Origin of the sequence: Corynebacterium gottingense, assembly GCF_007559235.1 — a bacterium.
GTDB classification, from domain to species: Bacteria; Actinomycetota; Actinomycetes; order Mycobacteriales; family Mycobacteriaceae; genus Corynebacterium; species Corynebacterium gottingense.
Window position 1 is genome coordinate 448,913 of the sequence record NZ_VMHH01000001.1, and the last position, 14,752, is coordinate 463,664.

Genomic DNA, 14,752 nt, shown 5'->3' on the forward strand with positions numbered 1-14,752 from the left:
TGTCAACTGTAGCGGGTCCGGCTCCGCGCGGGCGCACTATCGCCCGGTCTCGGCATGCAGCCGTGGTTGCTTCCGGGTCGTCGCGGTGCGGTAGTTTCAAAGTGTGATGTTTCTGCCTCCCCGAACGCGCTCGGCGCGTCCTGCTCGCCCAGCTCAACGACCCCGTTTCGCCGCCGCCTGCCTGGTGCTCAGCGCAACGCTGCTCCCGCTGACTGCTTGCGGCACCGCGGACGAGGACCCGCTCAAGGGGATTCCGGCGTTTGCCATGGACACCCCGGCCGTGGAGGTCGTTGCCGCGGGCGAGTCCCCGCAGCAGCTCTCCTACCGGCTGAGTGGCGAAGGCGACGCCGCCTGGGACACCACCGTCGCGGTGTCCTCCGGCATCAGCCAGGACGTGCTGTCCGCGGACCAGGCGCACGAGGACCCCGGCCTGCCGAACGTGAGCAGCGTCGACGTCTCCACCACCACCCTCCCGCTCGCAGTCACGGCGGGCAGCGCCCCGGAGCCGGGCGAGGACGAGTCCCCGGCGGACGCTGCGGTGGAGTTCACCGTGGGCAAAGGCAAGCACTCCGACCTGCCGCTGAGCCAGGAGGTCGCGTCCGCGGAGGGGTTCCTCATGCGCTGGCGGGCGCAGTCGACCGGCGCCATCTCCACGCTGAAGCTTATGGCGCCGAACGAGTCCCAGGAACGGGGGCGCCAAGCGGTGGAGCAGTCGCTGCTGGCCATGGCGTCGATGAACGTGGTGCTGCCGGACGAACCGGTCGGCGTGGGCGGCTCATGGACCGTGCGCAACCGCGTCACCGGGACCTCGAACATGCTGCGCACCGCAACCTATACGGTGACCCGGCTCAAGGGCGATGCCGTCGACCTTGACGTCCACGTGGAGGAACGCCCCACCCAGCAGTCGCTGCAGATTGACAACTCTGTCGCCGGGGACCTGGACGGGCAGACGCTCGACGTGGAGAGCACGTCCACGACCTCACAGGGCAGTATTACGCTGGACTTGAAGCACCCGCTGCCCACGTCCGGACAGGTCGCGTCCACCACCCGCCTGGTCTACTCGGGCGAGGACGCCGCCTACCGCGTGGTGCAGGACGTCACGGAGGCCGTGACCTACGGGTCCGACGACGCGTAGCGCTCACCCCAGAGTTTTCAAGGAGTTTCCCATGGTCGCACCGCTGCACATCGGCCTCGATGGCATCTCATTTACTTACCCCGGCGGCAAGCGAGTGCTCACCGACATCTCCTTCGCCGTCCCCTCCGGCTCCGTCACGGGCCTGATCGGCGAGAACGGTGCCGGCAAATCCACCCTGCTCGGCGTCATCTCCGGCGAGCTCACCGCCGATACCGGCCAGCTCATCACCCCGCCAACCACCGGCTTCATCGCCCAGGAAACGTCCCTGCCGTTCACCGAGCCTGCAAGCAAGCTTATCGACGCCGCCGTGGCCGAACTCCGCGACGTCGAAGCCGACATCACCCGCCTGGGGGAGGCCATGGCCACGGAGCAGGACGACGCCGCGTCCGCCGCACTCGCCGCCGACTTCGACCGCGCACTCGCGCGCGCCGAGCAGTCCGGCGTGTGGGAGTTGGATGCGCGCATCGCCACCGTGCTCGCCGGCCTCGGCCTGGCCAACGTTCCCCTTTCCACCCCGCTGGGCGAGATGAGCGGCGGGCAGCGGCGCCGCTTCGCGCTCGCCGCTCTCCTGTTGCGCCCGGTCGAGGCTATGGCGCTCGACGAGCCAACAAACCACCTCGACGACGAGGCCGTGGACTTCCTCATCGGCGAGCTCGAGGCGTTTAAGGGCCCCGTGCTCGTGGCCTCCCACAGCCGCTACTTCCTCGACCGCGCCTGCGACGGGATCGTCGACCTGGATCCCGGCCTTGGCGCGGAAGGCGGGTTCGGCGAGGAGACCCGCCAGGGCGCCCGCTTTTCCGGCGCGTTTTCGGACTACCTGAAGGCCCGCGAGGACCGCCGTCGACGCTGGGAGACCGACTACGCCGCCCAAGAGCACGAACGGGCCCGCTTGGAAAAGGCCGCAGAGCAGGGCGAGGACGACGTCTTCCACTCCCACGAGAACAAGACGGAGACGCGCAGTGCGGCGAAGTTCTACGCCGATAAGGCAGCGAAGACGGTGGGCAACCGGCGCCGCTCCGCGCGACTGCGCCTGGAGGCCTTGGAGCGTGAGGCGATCCCTGCACCTCCCGCGCGCCTGGAGTTTCGCGGGGTGCCGGAGCACACGGCGACGTCGATAGGCGTGCCCGCCGTGGTGACCCGCGGCCTCGCGGTGCCGGATCGCCTCGCCCCGCTGGACCTGAAGCTGCAGCCCGGCCAGCAGCTGCTGGTGGAGGGGCCGAACGGGTCCGGCAAGTCGACGCTGCTGAAGATCCTGGACGGCACGCTCACCGAGTATTCCGGCGAGTGCCTCATCCCGGAGGAGTACAGCGTGGGCCGCCTTGAGCAGGACGACTCGTGGCGCGACCTGACGGTTACCGCGGCCGAGGCGTTTGCCATCCGTACCGGTGGCGGCTCCCCGGACCTCGTGGAGATGGGACTGATGACCGAGGCGCAAGCCGCAACGAAGCTGGAGGACCTCTCGCTGGGCCAGCGCCGCAGGGTTTCCCTCGGCGTGATCCTTTCCACTCCCCCGGACCTGCTGCTGTTGGACGAGCCCACCAACCACCTCTCGCTCGCCCTGGCGGAAGAGCTCGAGCACGCCTTGCTGGGCTTCGCGGGCACCGTGATCATCACCAGCCACGACCGGTGGGTGCGCCGCCAGTGGCGCGAGCGGATCCGCACAAACGACGAACGCGCCAGGATCCTCACCCTGTCCACGATGTGGACCGGCGAGGTATGGCGCGACGAGGTGGACTAGCGGACTACAGGGCCGGGGCCTCCTGGTAATCGCCCTCCGGTGCCTGCTCAGCCGGGGCATCCGCGGCCGGGGCATCTGCGACCGGCGCGTCGGCCGGGGCCTGGTCCCCGGGCACGGTCGGCGCGGCGCCGGCGGTGCACATTGGCGGCACCTGCTCCGGCGGCAGCGTATTCGTCACCAGGGTGCAGGCCCACTCCTGGGACAGCTTCCACTGCCCGTCCTCGAAGACGAACTCCACGTCCTCCGCCTGCTGCGCGGACTGCTGCTCCGGCTGGGTGAAGTTCACGGTAGCCAGGACCGTATTCGGGCCGTAGCCCGGCAGGATGGGGTCCACGACCTGGAAGTTTGCCCCGGACTGCTGCTGGGACTGCGCCATGACGTCGAAAAGCTCGGGCACGCTGTCGCCGCCCTGGACGGTGTTGACGCGCTCGCCGATCGGCAGGGCGGAGTCGGTCGCGCGGGTCAGCACGGCGTTGAGCTCCTCGGCGGTCGGCAGCTCGGCCACCGGGGCGGCCTGCTGGGCGGAGGTCTGCTCGTTGCTGGCGGACCCGCTGGTGTCCGCGCCGGACTCGCCATCATCGGAGCAGGCGGCGAGGCCCGCAGTCAGCCCGAGTGCGGCAACGGCGACGATGAGTTTGTGTGCGTTCACTGATTCTCCTTGCGGCAGCATTTGCTTCGTAGGTTCTCGTTTGCACTTTATTCCACTCAGCGTATCGCCCCGGTATCACCACACCAACAACAACATCTGGCACGCTAGGACTCATGGAACACTTCGTCCTCGTCATCTCCACCGGCGGCACCATCGCCTCCACCACCGACGCCTCCGGCGCGCGTGTCCCCACCCTGACCTGCGAGGAGCTCGTCTCCCGCAGCGGCACCACCGAGCCAGTGCGCACCTACGACGCCGCGAGCCTGGACTCCTCCTCAGTCACTCTCGCCGAGGTCGATACCTTAAGGTCGCTCGTGCGCAAAGCGCTTGACGACGCCTCCGTGACCGGAATCGTCATCACCCACGGCACCGACTCCATGGCCGATACCGCGCTCGCGCTCGACCTTGTCCACGACGACGCCCGGCCCGTCGTGCTCACCGGCGCGCAGCGCCCCGCCGACGCCGACGCGCCCGACGGGCCCGACAACCTGCGCCGCGCCATCGACACCGCCGCCGACCCGCTGCGCCGCGGCCAGGGCGTGCTCGTCCACTTCGGCGGCGACACCCTGCCGGCCCGCGGCCTGTACAAGGCCGACACCGGCGAGCTGCGCGCCTTCGCGCTCGCCTCCGACCGGCCGCTGCCCCGCCCCACTGCCGCTCCCCTAGCCCAACTTGCCGGGTGCAACGTTCCCGTCATCGCCGCGTGGCCCGGTGCGGACGACGCGCTTGTAGACGCCGTTGCCGCCTCCCGCCCGGACGGCATCGTCGTCGCCGCGCTGGGGGCGGGCAACGTCTCCGAGCAGATGGGCACCGCCCTTGCCCGCGCCCTGGACGCCGGGATCCCGGTGGTCATTTCCACCTCCGTGCCGCGCGGCGAGGTCGCGTTTGCCTACGGCGGTGCCGGCGGCGGCAGCACACTCGGCGCGAAGGGCGCGCTGCCGGCGGGCTTCCTGCGCCCGGGCCAGGCCCGCATGGCGCTCGCGACGGCGCTGGCCGCGGGCGTCGACCCGGCGCCGCTGCTCGGCGCGCGCTAGCTAGCCGTCGCGCTCCTCGGCGTCGCGTTCCTCCTCGAACCAGTCGTCCCAGTCCAGCGAGTCGAGCGGGTCCGCAGGCTGCAGCTGTTCGTCCGTCTCGCGCAGGCTCTTGATGCGCCCCGGCCCCGTCGAGCGGGTTTCAAAGCGGACTGTCACCCACCCCTTGCCCGCGCCCTGCACCCAGCCGTGGCCGTACTCGGGGTGGAACACGTCCTGCGTAGCCTGCCAGATTCCCTGCTCGTGCCCGGCCTGCGTATCCACGTCGATCTGCTCCTGGGCCACGTGGTCGCTCACCCCGGTCTCGTAGTCCGTGTCCGCCGAAGCGGGCTTCACGATCGCCTGGTCTAGCTCCGGGAAGAGCACGTCCTGGAGCGAGTGCTCGAGGCCCGAGTAGGAGACGCCGACGAGCCGGATCGGCCCGACCTCGTCCGGGTAGCGCACCAGTTTGAAGGCCGTGGCGAGCAAGGTGCCAGCGTCATCGGTGGCGTATGGGAGCGTGGCTGAGCGCGACTCGATGCGGAAATCCGCCATGCGCAGCTTGACCGTGACGGTGCGCGCCCCGCGGCCGGCGCGAAGCAAGCGTCGGTGCGAGCCCGCTGCCGCCCGCTCGAGCGCGGCGTCAACCTCCGCCTGCGTGGTGAGGTCCTGCGGGTATGTGTGCTCCGACGAGATTTGCTTAGATTTCGCCCGCTGCGCGACCGGTCGGTCATCGATGCCGCGCGCCAGCGTCCACAGCTGCTTCGCCACGACGCCGCCGAGCGAGATGTCCACTTCCTTCTCGCTCAACGCGGCGAAGTCTCCGATCGTCTCGATGCCGGCCGCCGCGAGCTTCCCCTCCGTGACCGGGCCGACGCCCCACAGCTGGCTCACCGGGAGCGGGTGCAAGATGTCCAACTGCTCGTCGTGCGGGATGACAAAAACGCCGTCCGGTTTGGCCAAGCCGGAACCGATCTTGGCGTACTGCTTCCCGCTGCCGGCCCCGATGGAGCTGGGCAAACCGGTCTCTTGCTTGATCGCGTCGCGCAGGTCGTTGGCCCAAGCGCGGACGTGGTCCGGCGTGGCGTCGACAAGCTCCTCTGGCTCTAAGAACGCCTCGTCGATGGAGAGCTGCTCCATCACGTCCACGCGGCGGCGGATGATGTCAAAGACGCGTCGCGACGCCGCGCTATAGACCGGGCGACGCGGCGTAACCAGCACCGCCTGCGGGCCAATGAGGCGGGCGGCACGGTGGGTGGGCATGGCCGAGCGCGCGCCAAACTTACGCGCCTCGTAGCTGGCGCCTGCGACCACGCCGCGCCCGGTGACCCCGGCGACCAGGACCGGGCGGCCTTTGAGGGTGGGCCGGGTGAGCTGCTCGCAGGACGCGAAGAAGGCATCCATGTCGATGTGCAGCACCCAGCGAGTCATGCCCCAAGTCTGCCAATCATCGCTCACAAGTTCCAAATGGCAGGTTGGGGTGGGCACAGCGGTGAGGGCTAGGCGTTCTTGCGCACCCGCGCCGTCACGCCGTCGATCACCTCGTGCACGGTCTGCTCGCCGGACAGTGCGTCGGTGGTGACGGAGAAATCGGTAGCCAGGGTCTCGCCGGCGATGTGCTCGGCGTGGCGCTTGGCCCACCCCTCCTTCTCCGCCGGCACGGAGAGCACCACGGCGATGCGGTCGGAGACCTCGAGGCCCTCGCGCTTACGCGCGTCCTGCAGACCGCGGATTACATCGGCGGCCCAGCCCTCAGCCTCCAGTTCCTCGGTGACCTCGGTGTCTAGGACGACCAGGCCGGCGACACCGTCGTTGGCGTCCACGCGCGCGGTGCTCTCCGGGTTTTCGGCCACGAGGCGCTCCGTGTAGAGCTCCGGGGTAAGCACAATGTCGCCGTCGACCACCACGTCGTCGCCGCGACGCTCGTAGTTGCCCGCCTTCACATTCTTGATGGCACGCTGCACGTCCTTGCCTAGCTTCGGGCCAGCGACCTTCGCGTTCACGACGACCTCGAAGGAACCCGCCGAATCTACGTCCTCGGTCAGCTCGACGGCCTTGACGTTGACCTCGTCACGGATGACCGGGGCGAAGTCGGCCAGGTCATTCGCGTTCGGCAGTGCCACGGTGAGCTTGGGCAGCGGCAGACGGTTGCGCAGCTTGCGGGACTTGCGCACCGAGGAAGCCGCGGAGCACACCGCACGGGTGGCGTCCATCGTCGCCACGAGTGCGTCGTCGGACGGGATGGTGTCCGCCCGCGGATAGTCCGTGAGGTGCACAGAGCGCCCGCCGGTCAGGCCACGCCAGATGACCTCGGAGATGTACGGCAGCAGCGGCGCGGTGACGCGGGTGAGGATCTCCAGCACCGTGTAGAGGGTGTTGAAGGCCTCCGGGTGCGCCTCCTGGCCCTCCCAGAACCGGTCGCGGGAGCGGCGCACGTACCAGTTGGTCAGGGTGTCGGCGAAGCGGCGAACCTCGTCGCAGGCGTCGGCGATGCGGGTGTCTGCAAGCGCGGTGTCCACAGCCGCGACCAGGTCGTGCGTCTTGGCCAGAATGTAGCGGTCGAGCACGTCGGTGGAGTCCAGCGACCAGGTCGCCTCGTGCGAGCTGTAGAGCTGCAGGAACGAGTACGCGTTCCAGATTGGCAGGAGCGCCTGGCGCACGCCGTCGCGGATGCCTTGCTCTGTGACGATGAGGTTGCCGCCGCGCAGAATGGCGCTGGACATGAGGAACCAGCGCATCGCATCCGAGCCGTCACGGTCAAAGACCTCGTTGACGTCCGGGTAGTTGCCCTTGGACTTGGACATCTTCAGGCCGTCGTCGCCGAGCACGATGCCGTGAGCCACGACCTTTTTGAACGCCGGGCGGTCGAACAGCGCGGTGGACATCACGTGCTGGAGGTAGAACCAGCCGCGAGTCTGACCGGAGTACTCCACGATGAAGTCGGCCGGCTGGCGCGTTTCAAACTCCTCCACGTTCTCAAACGGGTAGTGGTACTGCGCGAACGGCATCGAGCCGGACTCGAACCAGCAGTCCAGCACGTCCGGCACGCGGCGCATCATGGACTTGCCGGTCGGATCGTCCGGGTTGGGGCGCACCAGCTCGTCGATGTGCGGGCGGTGCAACGATTCGGGGCGCCGGCCGAAGTCGCGCTCGAGCTCGTCGAGGGAGCCGTATACGTCGACGCGTGGGTACTCCGGGTTGTCCGACACCCACGCCGGCACCGGGGAGCCCCAGTAGCGGGTACGCGAGATGTTCCAGTCGCGCGCGCCCTCCAGCCACTTGCCAAACTGGCCGTCGCGGATGTGCGACGGGATCCAGTCGATCTGCTGGTTCAGCTCAACCATGCGGTCGCGGAACTCGGTGACCTTGACAAACCATGCCGGCAACGCCATGTAGATGAGCGGCTCGCCGGAGCGCCAGGAGTGTGGGTAGGAGTGGACGATAGTCTGGTCGCGCACCACGCGGCCCGCGGCCTTGAGCTCGCGGATGATGTCGCGGTTCGCGTCAAACACCAGCTTGCCCTCGTACTCGGGGACGAGGCTGGTGAACTTGCCGTCGGCGTCGACCGGGATGACCAAGTCGATGTCGTACTTTTCGGTGGTGAGCATATCGTCCTCACCAAAGGCGGGCGCCTGGTGGACCACACCGGTACCGTCCTCGGTGGTGACGTAGTCCGCCAGCAGGATCATGAACGCGTTCTTCGTGTCCTTGAAGTAGTCGAAGACCGGCTCGTACTCTAGACCCTCCAGCTGCGCGCCGGTGAAGGTGGCGACGACCTCCGGGTCCGTGCCCAGCTCCTTGGCGTAGGCGCCCATGAGGTCGGTGGCCAGCAGCAGCTTCGCTCCGGCGAAGCCCTCGACACCGTCCTCGGCAACGCGGACCAGTGAGTACTCCACCTCCGGGTGGACCGCCAAGGCCAGGTTGGACGGGAGGGTCCAGGGGGTGGTGGTCCAGGCGATCGCGGCTGCGTCGTGAAGCTCCGGGTGCTCCTCCCACGTGGTTGCGGCGGCGAAGCCCTCGCGGCCACCGGTGAACGGCATGGTCACCGTCACCGTGGGGTCCTGGCGCTCGCGGTAGGAATCGTCCAGGCGGGTCTCCTGGTTGGACAGCGGGGTGTGCTCCGCCCACGAGTACGGCAGGACGCGGAAGCCCTGGTAGATCAAGCCTTTGTCGTAGAGCTCCTTGAACGCCCACATGACGGACTCCATGAACTCCGGGTCCATCGTCTTGTAGCCGTTTTCAAAGTCCACCCAGCGCGCCTGGCGCGTGACGTAGTTTTCCCACTCGTCCGCGTAGTGCATGACGGACTTTGCACAGTACTCGTTGAAGCGCTCGAGGCCCATGTCCTCGATCTCCGCTTTGTCCTTGATGCCCAGCTGCTTCTCCGCCTCCAGCTCGGCGGGCAAGCCGTGGCAATCCCAACCAAACACGCGCGGCACGTGGTAGCCGGACATCGTGCGGTAGCGCGGGACGATGTCCTTGACGTAGCCAGTGAGCAGGTGGCCGTAGTGCGGCAGGCCGTTGGCAAAAGGCGGGCCGTCGTTGAACACGTACTCTTCGGCGTCTTCACGGTTTTTCAGCGAGGCCTGAAAGGTCCCGTCGCTGTTCCAGTAGTCCAGCACGACCCGTTCCATGTCCGGGAACCGGCTGCTGCCACCAGTCATGTCTACCTTGGGGTAGACGCCACCTACCTCGGTCATCATTCCTCCACGCACGTTGCGGTTCTCGTGCAGGGACGCGGCAAGCCGCGCGGTACCACCCTGCTTGAAGCCAACCGCAGGGCCAGCTCCCGCTTCATTTGTGGTGAAGGAAGTGACGTCTCCCCTTGTTCACGTCCGGTTCTACTTGCCACGGCCCTGCAGCCGCGGGGTTCTTCCGAAAACGCTCCCCGGTGATGGCCGGATCAGCACGTGCGCTGTTGAAGTGCCCCGCCAGTATAACGCACCCCTGGCCGCTGCGGTGCGGAGCATGCTTATCGACGCCAACGCCCCGCCCACGAACCTCATCCCAGGTCCGTGCGCGGGGCGGTGTGAGCGCGTGCTCCGCTACTTCGCGCCGGCGTCGCCGCTCGGTGCGGAGGTTCCGCGGGTCTCCAGCTCCTCAAGCTGGGACTGCAGCAGGGTCTTCAGGCGAGTGCGGTACTCGCGCTCGAAAGTGCGGAGCTCGGCAATACGGTTCTCCAGCGCGGTCTGCTGCTGCTTGACCGTGTTCATGATCTCCGTGTGCTTGCGCTCTGCATCGGCCTGCAGCTTGTGCGCCTGCTCCTCGGCCTGACGGATCTGCGCCTCGGCACGGAAGTTTGCGTCGCTGGTGGTCTCCTGTGCCTTCTTCTCGGCGTCCGCCACGAGCTGCTTCGCGCGGGTCTCCGCATCGGCCAGCTGCTTCTTCGCCTTGGTGTCTGCGTCCGAAAGCTGGCGCTCGGCGGCACCGCGTGCCTCATCCAGCATGGAGCGGGCCTCAGCCTGCGCGTCGCTGGTCAGGCGGTCCGCCATCTCCTGTGCCAGGCCAAGGACCTTGGCGGCCTGGACGTGGGTATCGGCGGAGGCAGCCTCAGCGGATGCCCCGGCAGCCGCAGCTGCGGCAGGCGCGGCGATGGAGGAGCCCTGCGTGGTGCTCTTGGCTGCGGACTCTGCGGAGCGCTTCGCCTCAGCAACACGCTTGTCGGCGTCCTGCTTTGCGGCCTCGGCCTGCTTGCGGGCCTTTTCTACCTCGCTCTTCGCGGTGCGGGCCTCGGCCTCTGCCTTGTCCGTGGCGGTCTTCGCGTCACGCAGCTTCTTCTCGTACTCAGCGCGGAGCTCCTGCTCGACCTGCTTGCGCACAGCAGCCTCGTCGACTGCAGAGGACTGCGACGCGGACGCAGCGGCAGCGCCGCCGGTCGCGGCGCCGCCAGCGGCAAGCTCGTCCACGCGGGCGCGCAGATCATCGTTCTCGTCCTGCAGTTGGGCGAGCGTGTCCTCAACGAGGTCCAGGAACTGGTCGACCTCATCCTCGTTGTAGCCCCGCTTGCCAATCGGAGGCTTACTGAAAGCGACATTGTGCACGTCTGCTGGAGTCAGCGGCATGGGCGTTCCCTTCGAAGTCAGTGACGTACCCGGTTACCCGGGCACAGGATTTCCTCCCACGTTACGGGAAAGCAATCCGTGTTTCTAATAATTTGTAACGCTTTTACCCGACGATTCTAGCCGATACGGAGAGCTCCGCCACGTCGAGTCAATCTATTTATACACGTGAACACGCGGTCTGTGTCGAGTGAAGCGCAAAAAGCGGGGTAAAACCGCACTTATTCAAGGATCTCTACCTCCGGTTGAACTGCAGGTTTCTGCTCTCAGACGAACGGAGTAATGAGGGTGGCGCGAATTACCATCTGCACCACGACGAGGACGACAAACAGCACGATCACGCTGAGGTCAAAACCGATGCCGTTGGACATCCGCAACGGCGGGATCATTCTCCGCAGTGCCTTCACCGGGGGATCCGTCACCACAAAGATCGCCTCCCCAGCGACCATGAACCAGTGGGGCGGGTCAAAGTGCCGGGAAAAGCTTTCCACCATTTCAATGATGACGCGCAGGATCACCACGAACGAATAGAGGCCAACGAGGGCGTACAGTATTGCTCCGAAAATTGCCACGGGAGCCACCATACCTATAGCAAAACGCGCGGGGTGCAACCGCTACCCCGCGCGTGTCACCTCTTCCCGACTAGATGAGGTGCGCTCGACGCTGCAAGTCCTGCTCATCAACGTCAACCCCATCGGGCACGATGGCAAAGACGCGACGGTCGACGTCAAGACGCGACGTCAGGTTGTGCATCGTGCCCCGCAGCGCCATGCACAGGCCGGAGGAGAAGTCGATGAACGCCTTCGCCTGCACCTTGCTCAGGCTGGTCAGGTCCATGATCACAATGTTGCCATCGCGGAAGGGCTCGCCCACCTGCTTCGCGTCCTGGTACGAGTGCAGCATCGGGATCACGACCTGGGCTTCGCGACGCACGCGCGGCTCGGCATAGTCGCGGCCGGCTGCGGAGGAGTAACGGTGCGCACGCGACGGCTCAACATCGCGAACGTCCCGGACCTCATGCGCAGCGTGGGCGGACTGACCCCGGCGGTCACCGCGATCGTCGCGCATGTCCGTACCAACACGGTCATCACGGTCGTATGCGTCATCGTAGTAGGCGTCGTCCTCGCCGTAGGGGCCGAGGCCGAGGAATTCCTTCGCGCTGTCAAAAATAGACATTGATCGTGCTCCTTGATTGCGGTGCTTAAAGTGCCCCTTGTACTGCCCAATGCTGCTCAGATCAAGGCCAGACCGGGACGAAGACCGGACAAATACCGGGCGTGTTATTTGTAAGGTTCGCGCTTAGCCTACGGGCCGCGGACCAACCACAGCTGTTCCGACACGCACCACGTCTGAGCCGTGCGCAATAGCGAGCTCGAAGTCGCCGGACATCCCTGCCGACATCCGCAGCGTACGCCCCAGCTTGGCCGACCACTCGTCCGTCAACTGGCGGACAAGCGCGAACACTTCGCCTGGTTCCGCGTCCAGCGGCGGCACGACCATGAAACCGTCAAAGACGAGGTGTTCCGCGCCCTCGACGGCCCCGACGACGTCCGAGACCGTCTCCTCCGCGGTGACGCCGCCGAATGACGCGTCATCCAGCGCGACGCCGCCGCGGCTGGTGTCGCCGTCTGCAGACACCTGCACCAAACAGCGCAGCACGTTTCCGGCACCGTCCCGGCGGTCGCCGCGCTCGATCGCGAGCGCCATCCCGCGGTCGAGCCCCCGGGCGAGCTTGACGGAGTCCACCGAGTGGACCTCGGACGCCCATCGGGACACGGAGTTGGCCTTCTTGGATTGGATTTGGCCGATCATGGCTATCCCACAGTCCACGCCGTCGGTGGCGAGAGTTTCCGCCTTCGCGCGCGCCTCCTGCTCACGGTTCTCCCCCACCAGGTGGACTCCAGCAGCGGCGAGCGCTTCGACTGTTCCAGCGCCGTGGAACTTGGTCACCGGGAGGAGGGCCACGCTTCCCGGTTCGCGGTGAGCGGCGCGTTCCGCAGCGCGAATCCGGTCTTGCACCGCCTCGAGGTTTGCACGCAGCTGCGCGACGCTGAGGTCGCCGTGCTGTTGCTCGGCATGTTGCTCAGTCATTTATTTCGCCCCCGTCAGCCAAATCACGCCGGCCTGACGCCCCGTCGTGCCCTCGCGGCGGTGAGAGAAGAAGGACTCGTCCGTAATGGTGTCGCGCGGGTCGGCGTCGATGTGCGTCACACCCAGCGAGAGCAGCTGGCGCACGATACCGGCGCGGATGTCCAGGCCCGCCGTCCCCTTGTTCGTGGCGCAGCGGGAACCCGGCAGGTGCGCTTCCACGTCGTCCGCCATCTCCGCGGGGACCTCGTAGGACTCGCCCGCCGCGGCCGGCCCCAAAAGCGCTTGGATGTTGGCCGGCTTCGCCCCCAGCTCCACCATCTGCTGCACGGTGCGCGCCACGATGCCATTGCGCGCGCCCAACCGGCCCGCGTGGACGGCGGCGATGACGCCTGCGTCGTGGTCCGAAAGCAGCACCGGAGTGCAGTCCGCGACCAGCACGCACAACGCAAGTCCGGTCTGGGTGGTGACGAGGGCGTCGGTCGCTTCGACGGGCTCCTCCTGGGGGACGTCGACCACGGTGACGGTGTTGGTGTGGAGCTGTTCCATCCACACGAAGTGCTCTTCGGGGAGGTCGAGGATGGTGGCGAGGCGGCGTCGATTAGCGTGCACCTGCGCTTCGTCGTCCCCGACGTGGAGCGCGAGGTTGAAGCTGTCGTACGGGGACGCAGAAGCCCCGCCGGCACGGGAGGTAAACACCATGCGGACGGGGCGGGTTGTCAGGTTTTCCATGCCAACCAGGCTACCCGGCCCACGCGGCCGGGCGAGCGGTGGTAGTTAGCGCAGGAAATCGGGGACGTCGAGATCGAAATCGTCGTCGCCGCGGTTGTCGCGATCGTCGCGACGGACCTCGCCGCGGTCGCTGTAGCTACGGTCGGAGCTGGTGAACAGGCCACCTCGCTGCGAATCGTAGCTGTGGCGCGGCTGGCGGTCCTCGTAGGCACGCTGGCTGGGCGCGGGCTGGTTGGTCTCCACCGCGCGGTCGTCGAATAGCGAGCCGCGGGACGGGGCCGGGGTGGCCGAGGACGCGCCGTCGATCTGTGCCGCGCTGGAGCCGGACTGCGCCTGGGCAGTCTGGATCTGCGGCTCGCCCTGGCGGGCGGCCTCGGCACGCACGTTGGCCTTCTCATCAAAGCCGGTGGCGATGATGGTCACGCGGACCTCGTCGCCCAGATTGTCGTCGATGATCGTGCCGAAGATGATGTTCGCGTCCTCGTCGGCCTTGCCCTCGACGATGGAAGCCGCGTTGTTCACCTCCATCAGGCCGAGGTCCGAGCCGCCGGCGACGGAGATCAGCACGCCCTTAGCGCCTTCCATGGTGGCTTCGAGCAGCGGGGAGTTGATGGCCTGCTCGGTCGCCGTCATCACGCGGTTGTCGCCGCGCGCGGAGCCGACGCCCATGAGCGCCGAGCCGGCGTCGGCCATGACGGAGCGCACGTCGGCGAAGTCGACGTTGATCATGCCCGGAATGGTGATCAGGTTGGTAATACCCTGCACACCGTTGTAGAGCACCTCATCGGCGGCGCGGAACGCGTCCATCATGGACAGCTCCGCCTCGCCCAGCTGCAGCAGGCGGTCGTTCGGGATGACGATGACGGTGTCGCAGACCTCCTTGAGCGCCTCGATACCCTCGAGTGCCTGGCGGGTGCGGCGCTTGCCCTCAAAGGTGAACGGGCGGGTGACCACGCCGATGGTCAGGGCGCCCATCTTCTTGGCAATGCCGGCGACGACCGGGGCCGCACCGGTGCCGGTGCCGCCGCCCTCGCCGGCGGTCACGAACACCATGTCGGAGCCCTTCAGCGACTCCTCGATCTCCTGCTTGTGGTCCTCCGCGGAAGTACGGCCAACCTCCGGGTTCGCGCCCGCGCCGAGGCCACGGGTGGCTTCGCGGCCGATGTCCAGCTTCGTATCGGCATCCGTAAACAGCAACGCCTGCGAGTCGGTGTTAATGGCGACGAATTCGACGCCCTTCAGGCCTTCTTCGATCATGCGGTTGACGGCGTTGACGCCACCGCCGCCGACACCGACAACGCGGATCATGGCGAGGTAGTTCGCGGGAGAGGTCATGGTGTG

Annotated in this window: 12 protein-coding genes; 3 read left to right on the plus strand and 9 right to left on the minus strand. The window is 67.3% G+C overall.

Annotated features, from left to right (window positions below):
• Positions 1–184: 184 nt before the first annotated feature.
• Both FPH17_RS02095 and FPH17_RS02100 read left to right on the plus strand, forming a co-directional pair.
• A complete protein-coding gene (locus FPH17_RS02095) occupies positions 185–1,135 on the plus strand; it encodes a DUF6263 family protein (protein WP_154878483.1) in 951 nt (316 codons plus the stop codon).
• Positions 1,136–1,166: 31 nt separating this feature from the next.
• Complete coding sequence (locus FPH17_RS02100) at positions 1,167–2,873, plus strand: ABC-F family ATP-binding cassette domain-containing protein (RefSeq protein WP_154878484.1); 1,707 nt, start codon at positions 1,167–1,169, stop codon at positions 2,871–2,873.
• A 4-nt stretch (positions 2,874–2,877) separates the two neighbouring features.
• On the opposite strand, the gene FPH17_RS02105 is transcribed toward FPH17_RS02100, so the two are convergent.
• The gene (locus tag FPH17_RS02105) at positions 2,878–3,522 is read right to left on the minus strand and encodes a WKL family lipoprotein (protein ID WP_154878485.1); all 645 of its coding nucleotides are present in this window, start codon (positions 3,520–3,522) and stop codon (positions 2,878–2,880) included.
• A 113-nt stretch (positions 3,523–3,635) separates the two neighbouring features.
• On the opposite strand from FPH17_RS02105, the gene FPH17_RS02110 reads away from it, so the two are divergent.
• On the plus strand, positions 3,636–4,556 hold the full coding sequence (locus tag FPH17_RS02110; RefSeq protein WP_154878486.1) for an asparaginase: 921 nt from the start codon (positions 3,636–3,638) through the stop codon (positions 4,554–4,556).
• Here FPH17_RS02110 and FPH17_RS02115 read toward each other — a convergent pair whose 3' ends face one another.
• From FPH17_RS02115 to ftsZ, 8 genes are all read right to left on the minus strand, one after another.
• Positions 4,557–5,963, minus strand: coding sequence for a DNA polymerase IV (locus tag FPH17_RS02115; protein ID WP_154878487.1), 1,407 nt, complete (start codon positions 5,961–5,963; stop codon positions 4,557–4,559).
• Between the two features lie 68 nt (positions 5,964–6,031).
• Complete coding sequence (ileS, locus tag FPH17_RS02120; RefSeq protein ID WP_154878488.1) at positions 6,032–9,235, minus strand: isoleucine--tRNA ligase; 3,204 nt, start codon at positions 9,233–9,235, stop codon at positions 6,032–6,034.
• A 342-nt stretch (positions 9,236–9,577) separates the two neighbouring features.
• Complete coding sequence (locus FPH17_RS02125; protein ID WP_154878489.1) at positions 9,578–10,594, minus strand: DivIVA domain-containing protein; 1,017 nt, start codon at positions 10,592–10,594, stop codon at positions 9,578–9,580.
• A 263-nt stretch (positions 10,595–10,857) separates the two neighbouring features.
• On the minus strand, positions 10,858–11,163 hold the full coding sequence (locus FPH17_RS02130; RefSeq protein ID WP_095278043.1) for a YggT family protein: 306 nt from the start codon (positions 11,161–11,163) through the stop codon (positions 10,858–10,860).
• Between the two features lie 70 nt (positions 11,164–11,233).
• Positions 11,234–11,767 (minus strand): cell division protein SepF, encoded by a 534-nt coding sequence (gene sepF, locus FPH17_RS02135; RefSeq protein ID WP_154878490.1) that lies wholly within the window; start codon positions 11,765–11,767, stop codon positions 11,234–11,236.
• A gap of 123 nt (positions 11,768–11,890) precedes the next feature.
• Entirely contained in the window at positions 11,891–12,682 is a 792-nt protein-coding gene (locus tag FPH17_RS02140; protein WP_154878491.1) for a YggS family pyridoxal phosphate-dependent enzyme, read from the minus strand.
• Entirely contained in the window at positions 12,683–13,411 is a 729-nt protein-coding gene (gene pgeF, locus FPH17_RS02145; protein WP_238397098.1) for a peptidoglycan editing factor PgeF, read from the minus strand.
• Positions 13,412–13,456: 45 nt separating this feature from the next.
• Positions 13,457–14,746: a cell division protein FtsZ gene (gene ftsZ, locus FPH17_RS02150; protein ID WP_154878492.1), complete on the minus strand. Its 1,290-nt coding sequence runs from the start codon at positions 14,744–14,746 to the stop codon at positions 13,457–13,459.
• Positions 14,747–14,752: the final 6 nt, after the last annotated feature.

What these genes read in the sequence shown, in the direction of transcription:
- FPH17_RS02100 (WP_154878484.1), top strand. Translation starts at nt 1,167, where the DNA reads ATGGTCGCACCGCTGCACATCGGCCTCGATGGCATCTCATTTACTTAC.
- FPH17_RS02110 (WP_154878486.1), top strand. Translation starts at nt 3,636, where the DNA reads ATGGAACACTTCGTCCTCGTCATCTCCACCGGCGGCACCATCGCCTCC.
- FPH17_RS02115 (WP_154878487.1), bottom strand. Translation starts at nt 5,963, where the DNA reads ATGACTCGCTGGGTGCTGCACATCGACATGGATGCCTTCTTCGCGTCC.
- ileS (WP_154878488.1), bottom strand. Translation starts at nt 9,235, where the DNA reads ATGATGACCGAGGTAGGTGGCGTCTACCCCAAGGTAGACATGACTGGT.
- FPH17_RS02125 (WP_154878489.1), bottom strand. Translation starts at nt 10,594, where the DNA reads ATGCCGCTGACTCCAGCAGACGTGCACAATGTCGCTTTCAGTAAGCCT.
- sepF (WP_154878490.1), bottom strand. Translation starts at nt 11,767, where the DNA reads ATGTCTATTTTTGACAGCGCGAAGGAATTCCTCGGCCTCGGCCCCTAC.
- FPH17_RS02140 (WP_154878491.1), bottom strand. Translation starts at nt 12,682, where the DNA reads ATGACTGAGCAACATGCCGAGCAACAGCACGGCGACCTCAGCGTCGCG.
- pgeF (WP_238397098.1), bottom strand. Translation starts at nt 13,411, where the DNA reads ATGGAAAACCTGACAACCCGCCCCGTCCGCATGGTGTTTACCTCCCGT.
- ftsZ (WP_154878492.1), bottom strand. Translation starts at nt 14,746, where the DNA reads ATGACCTCTCCCGCGAACTACCTCGCCATGATCCGCGTTGTCGGTGTC.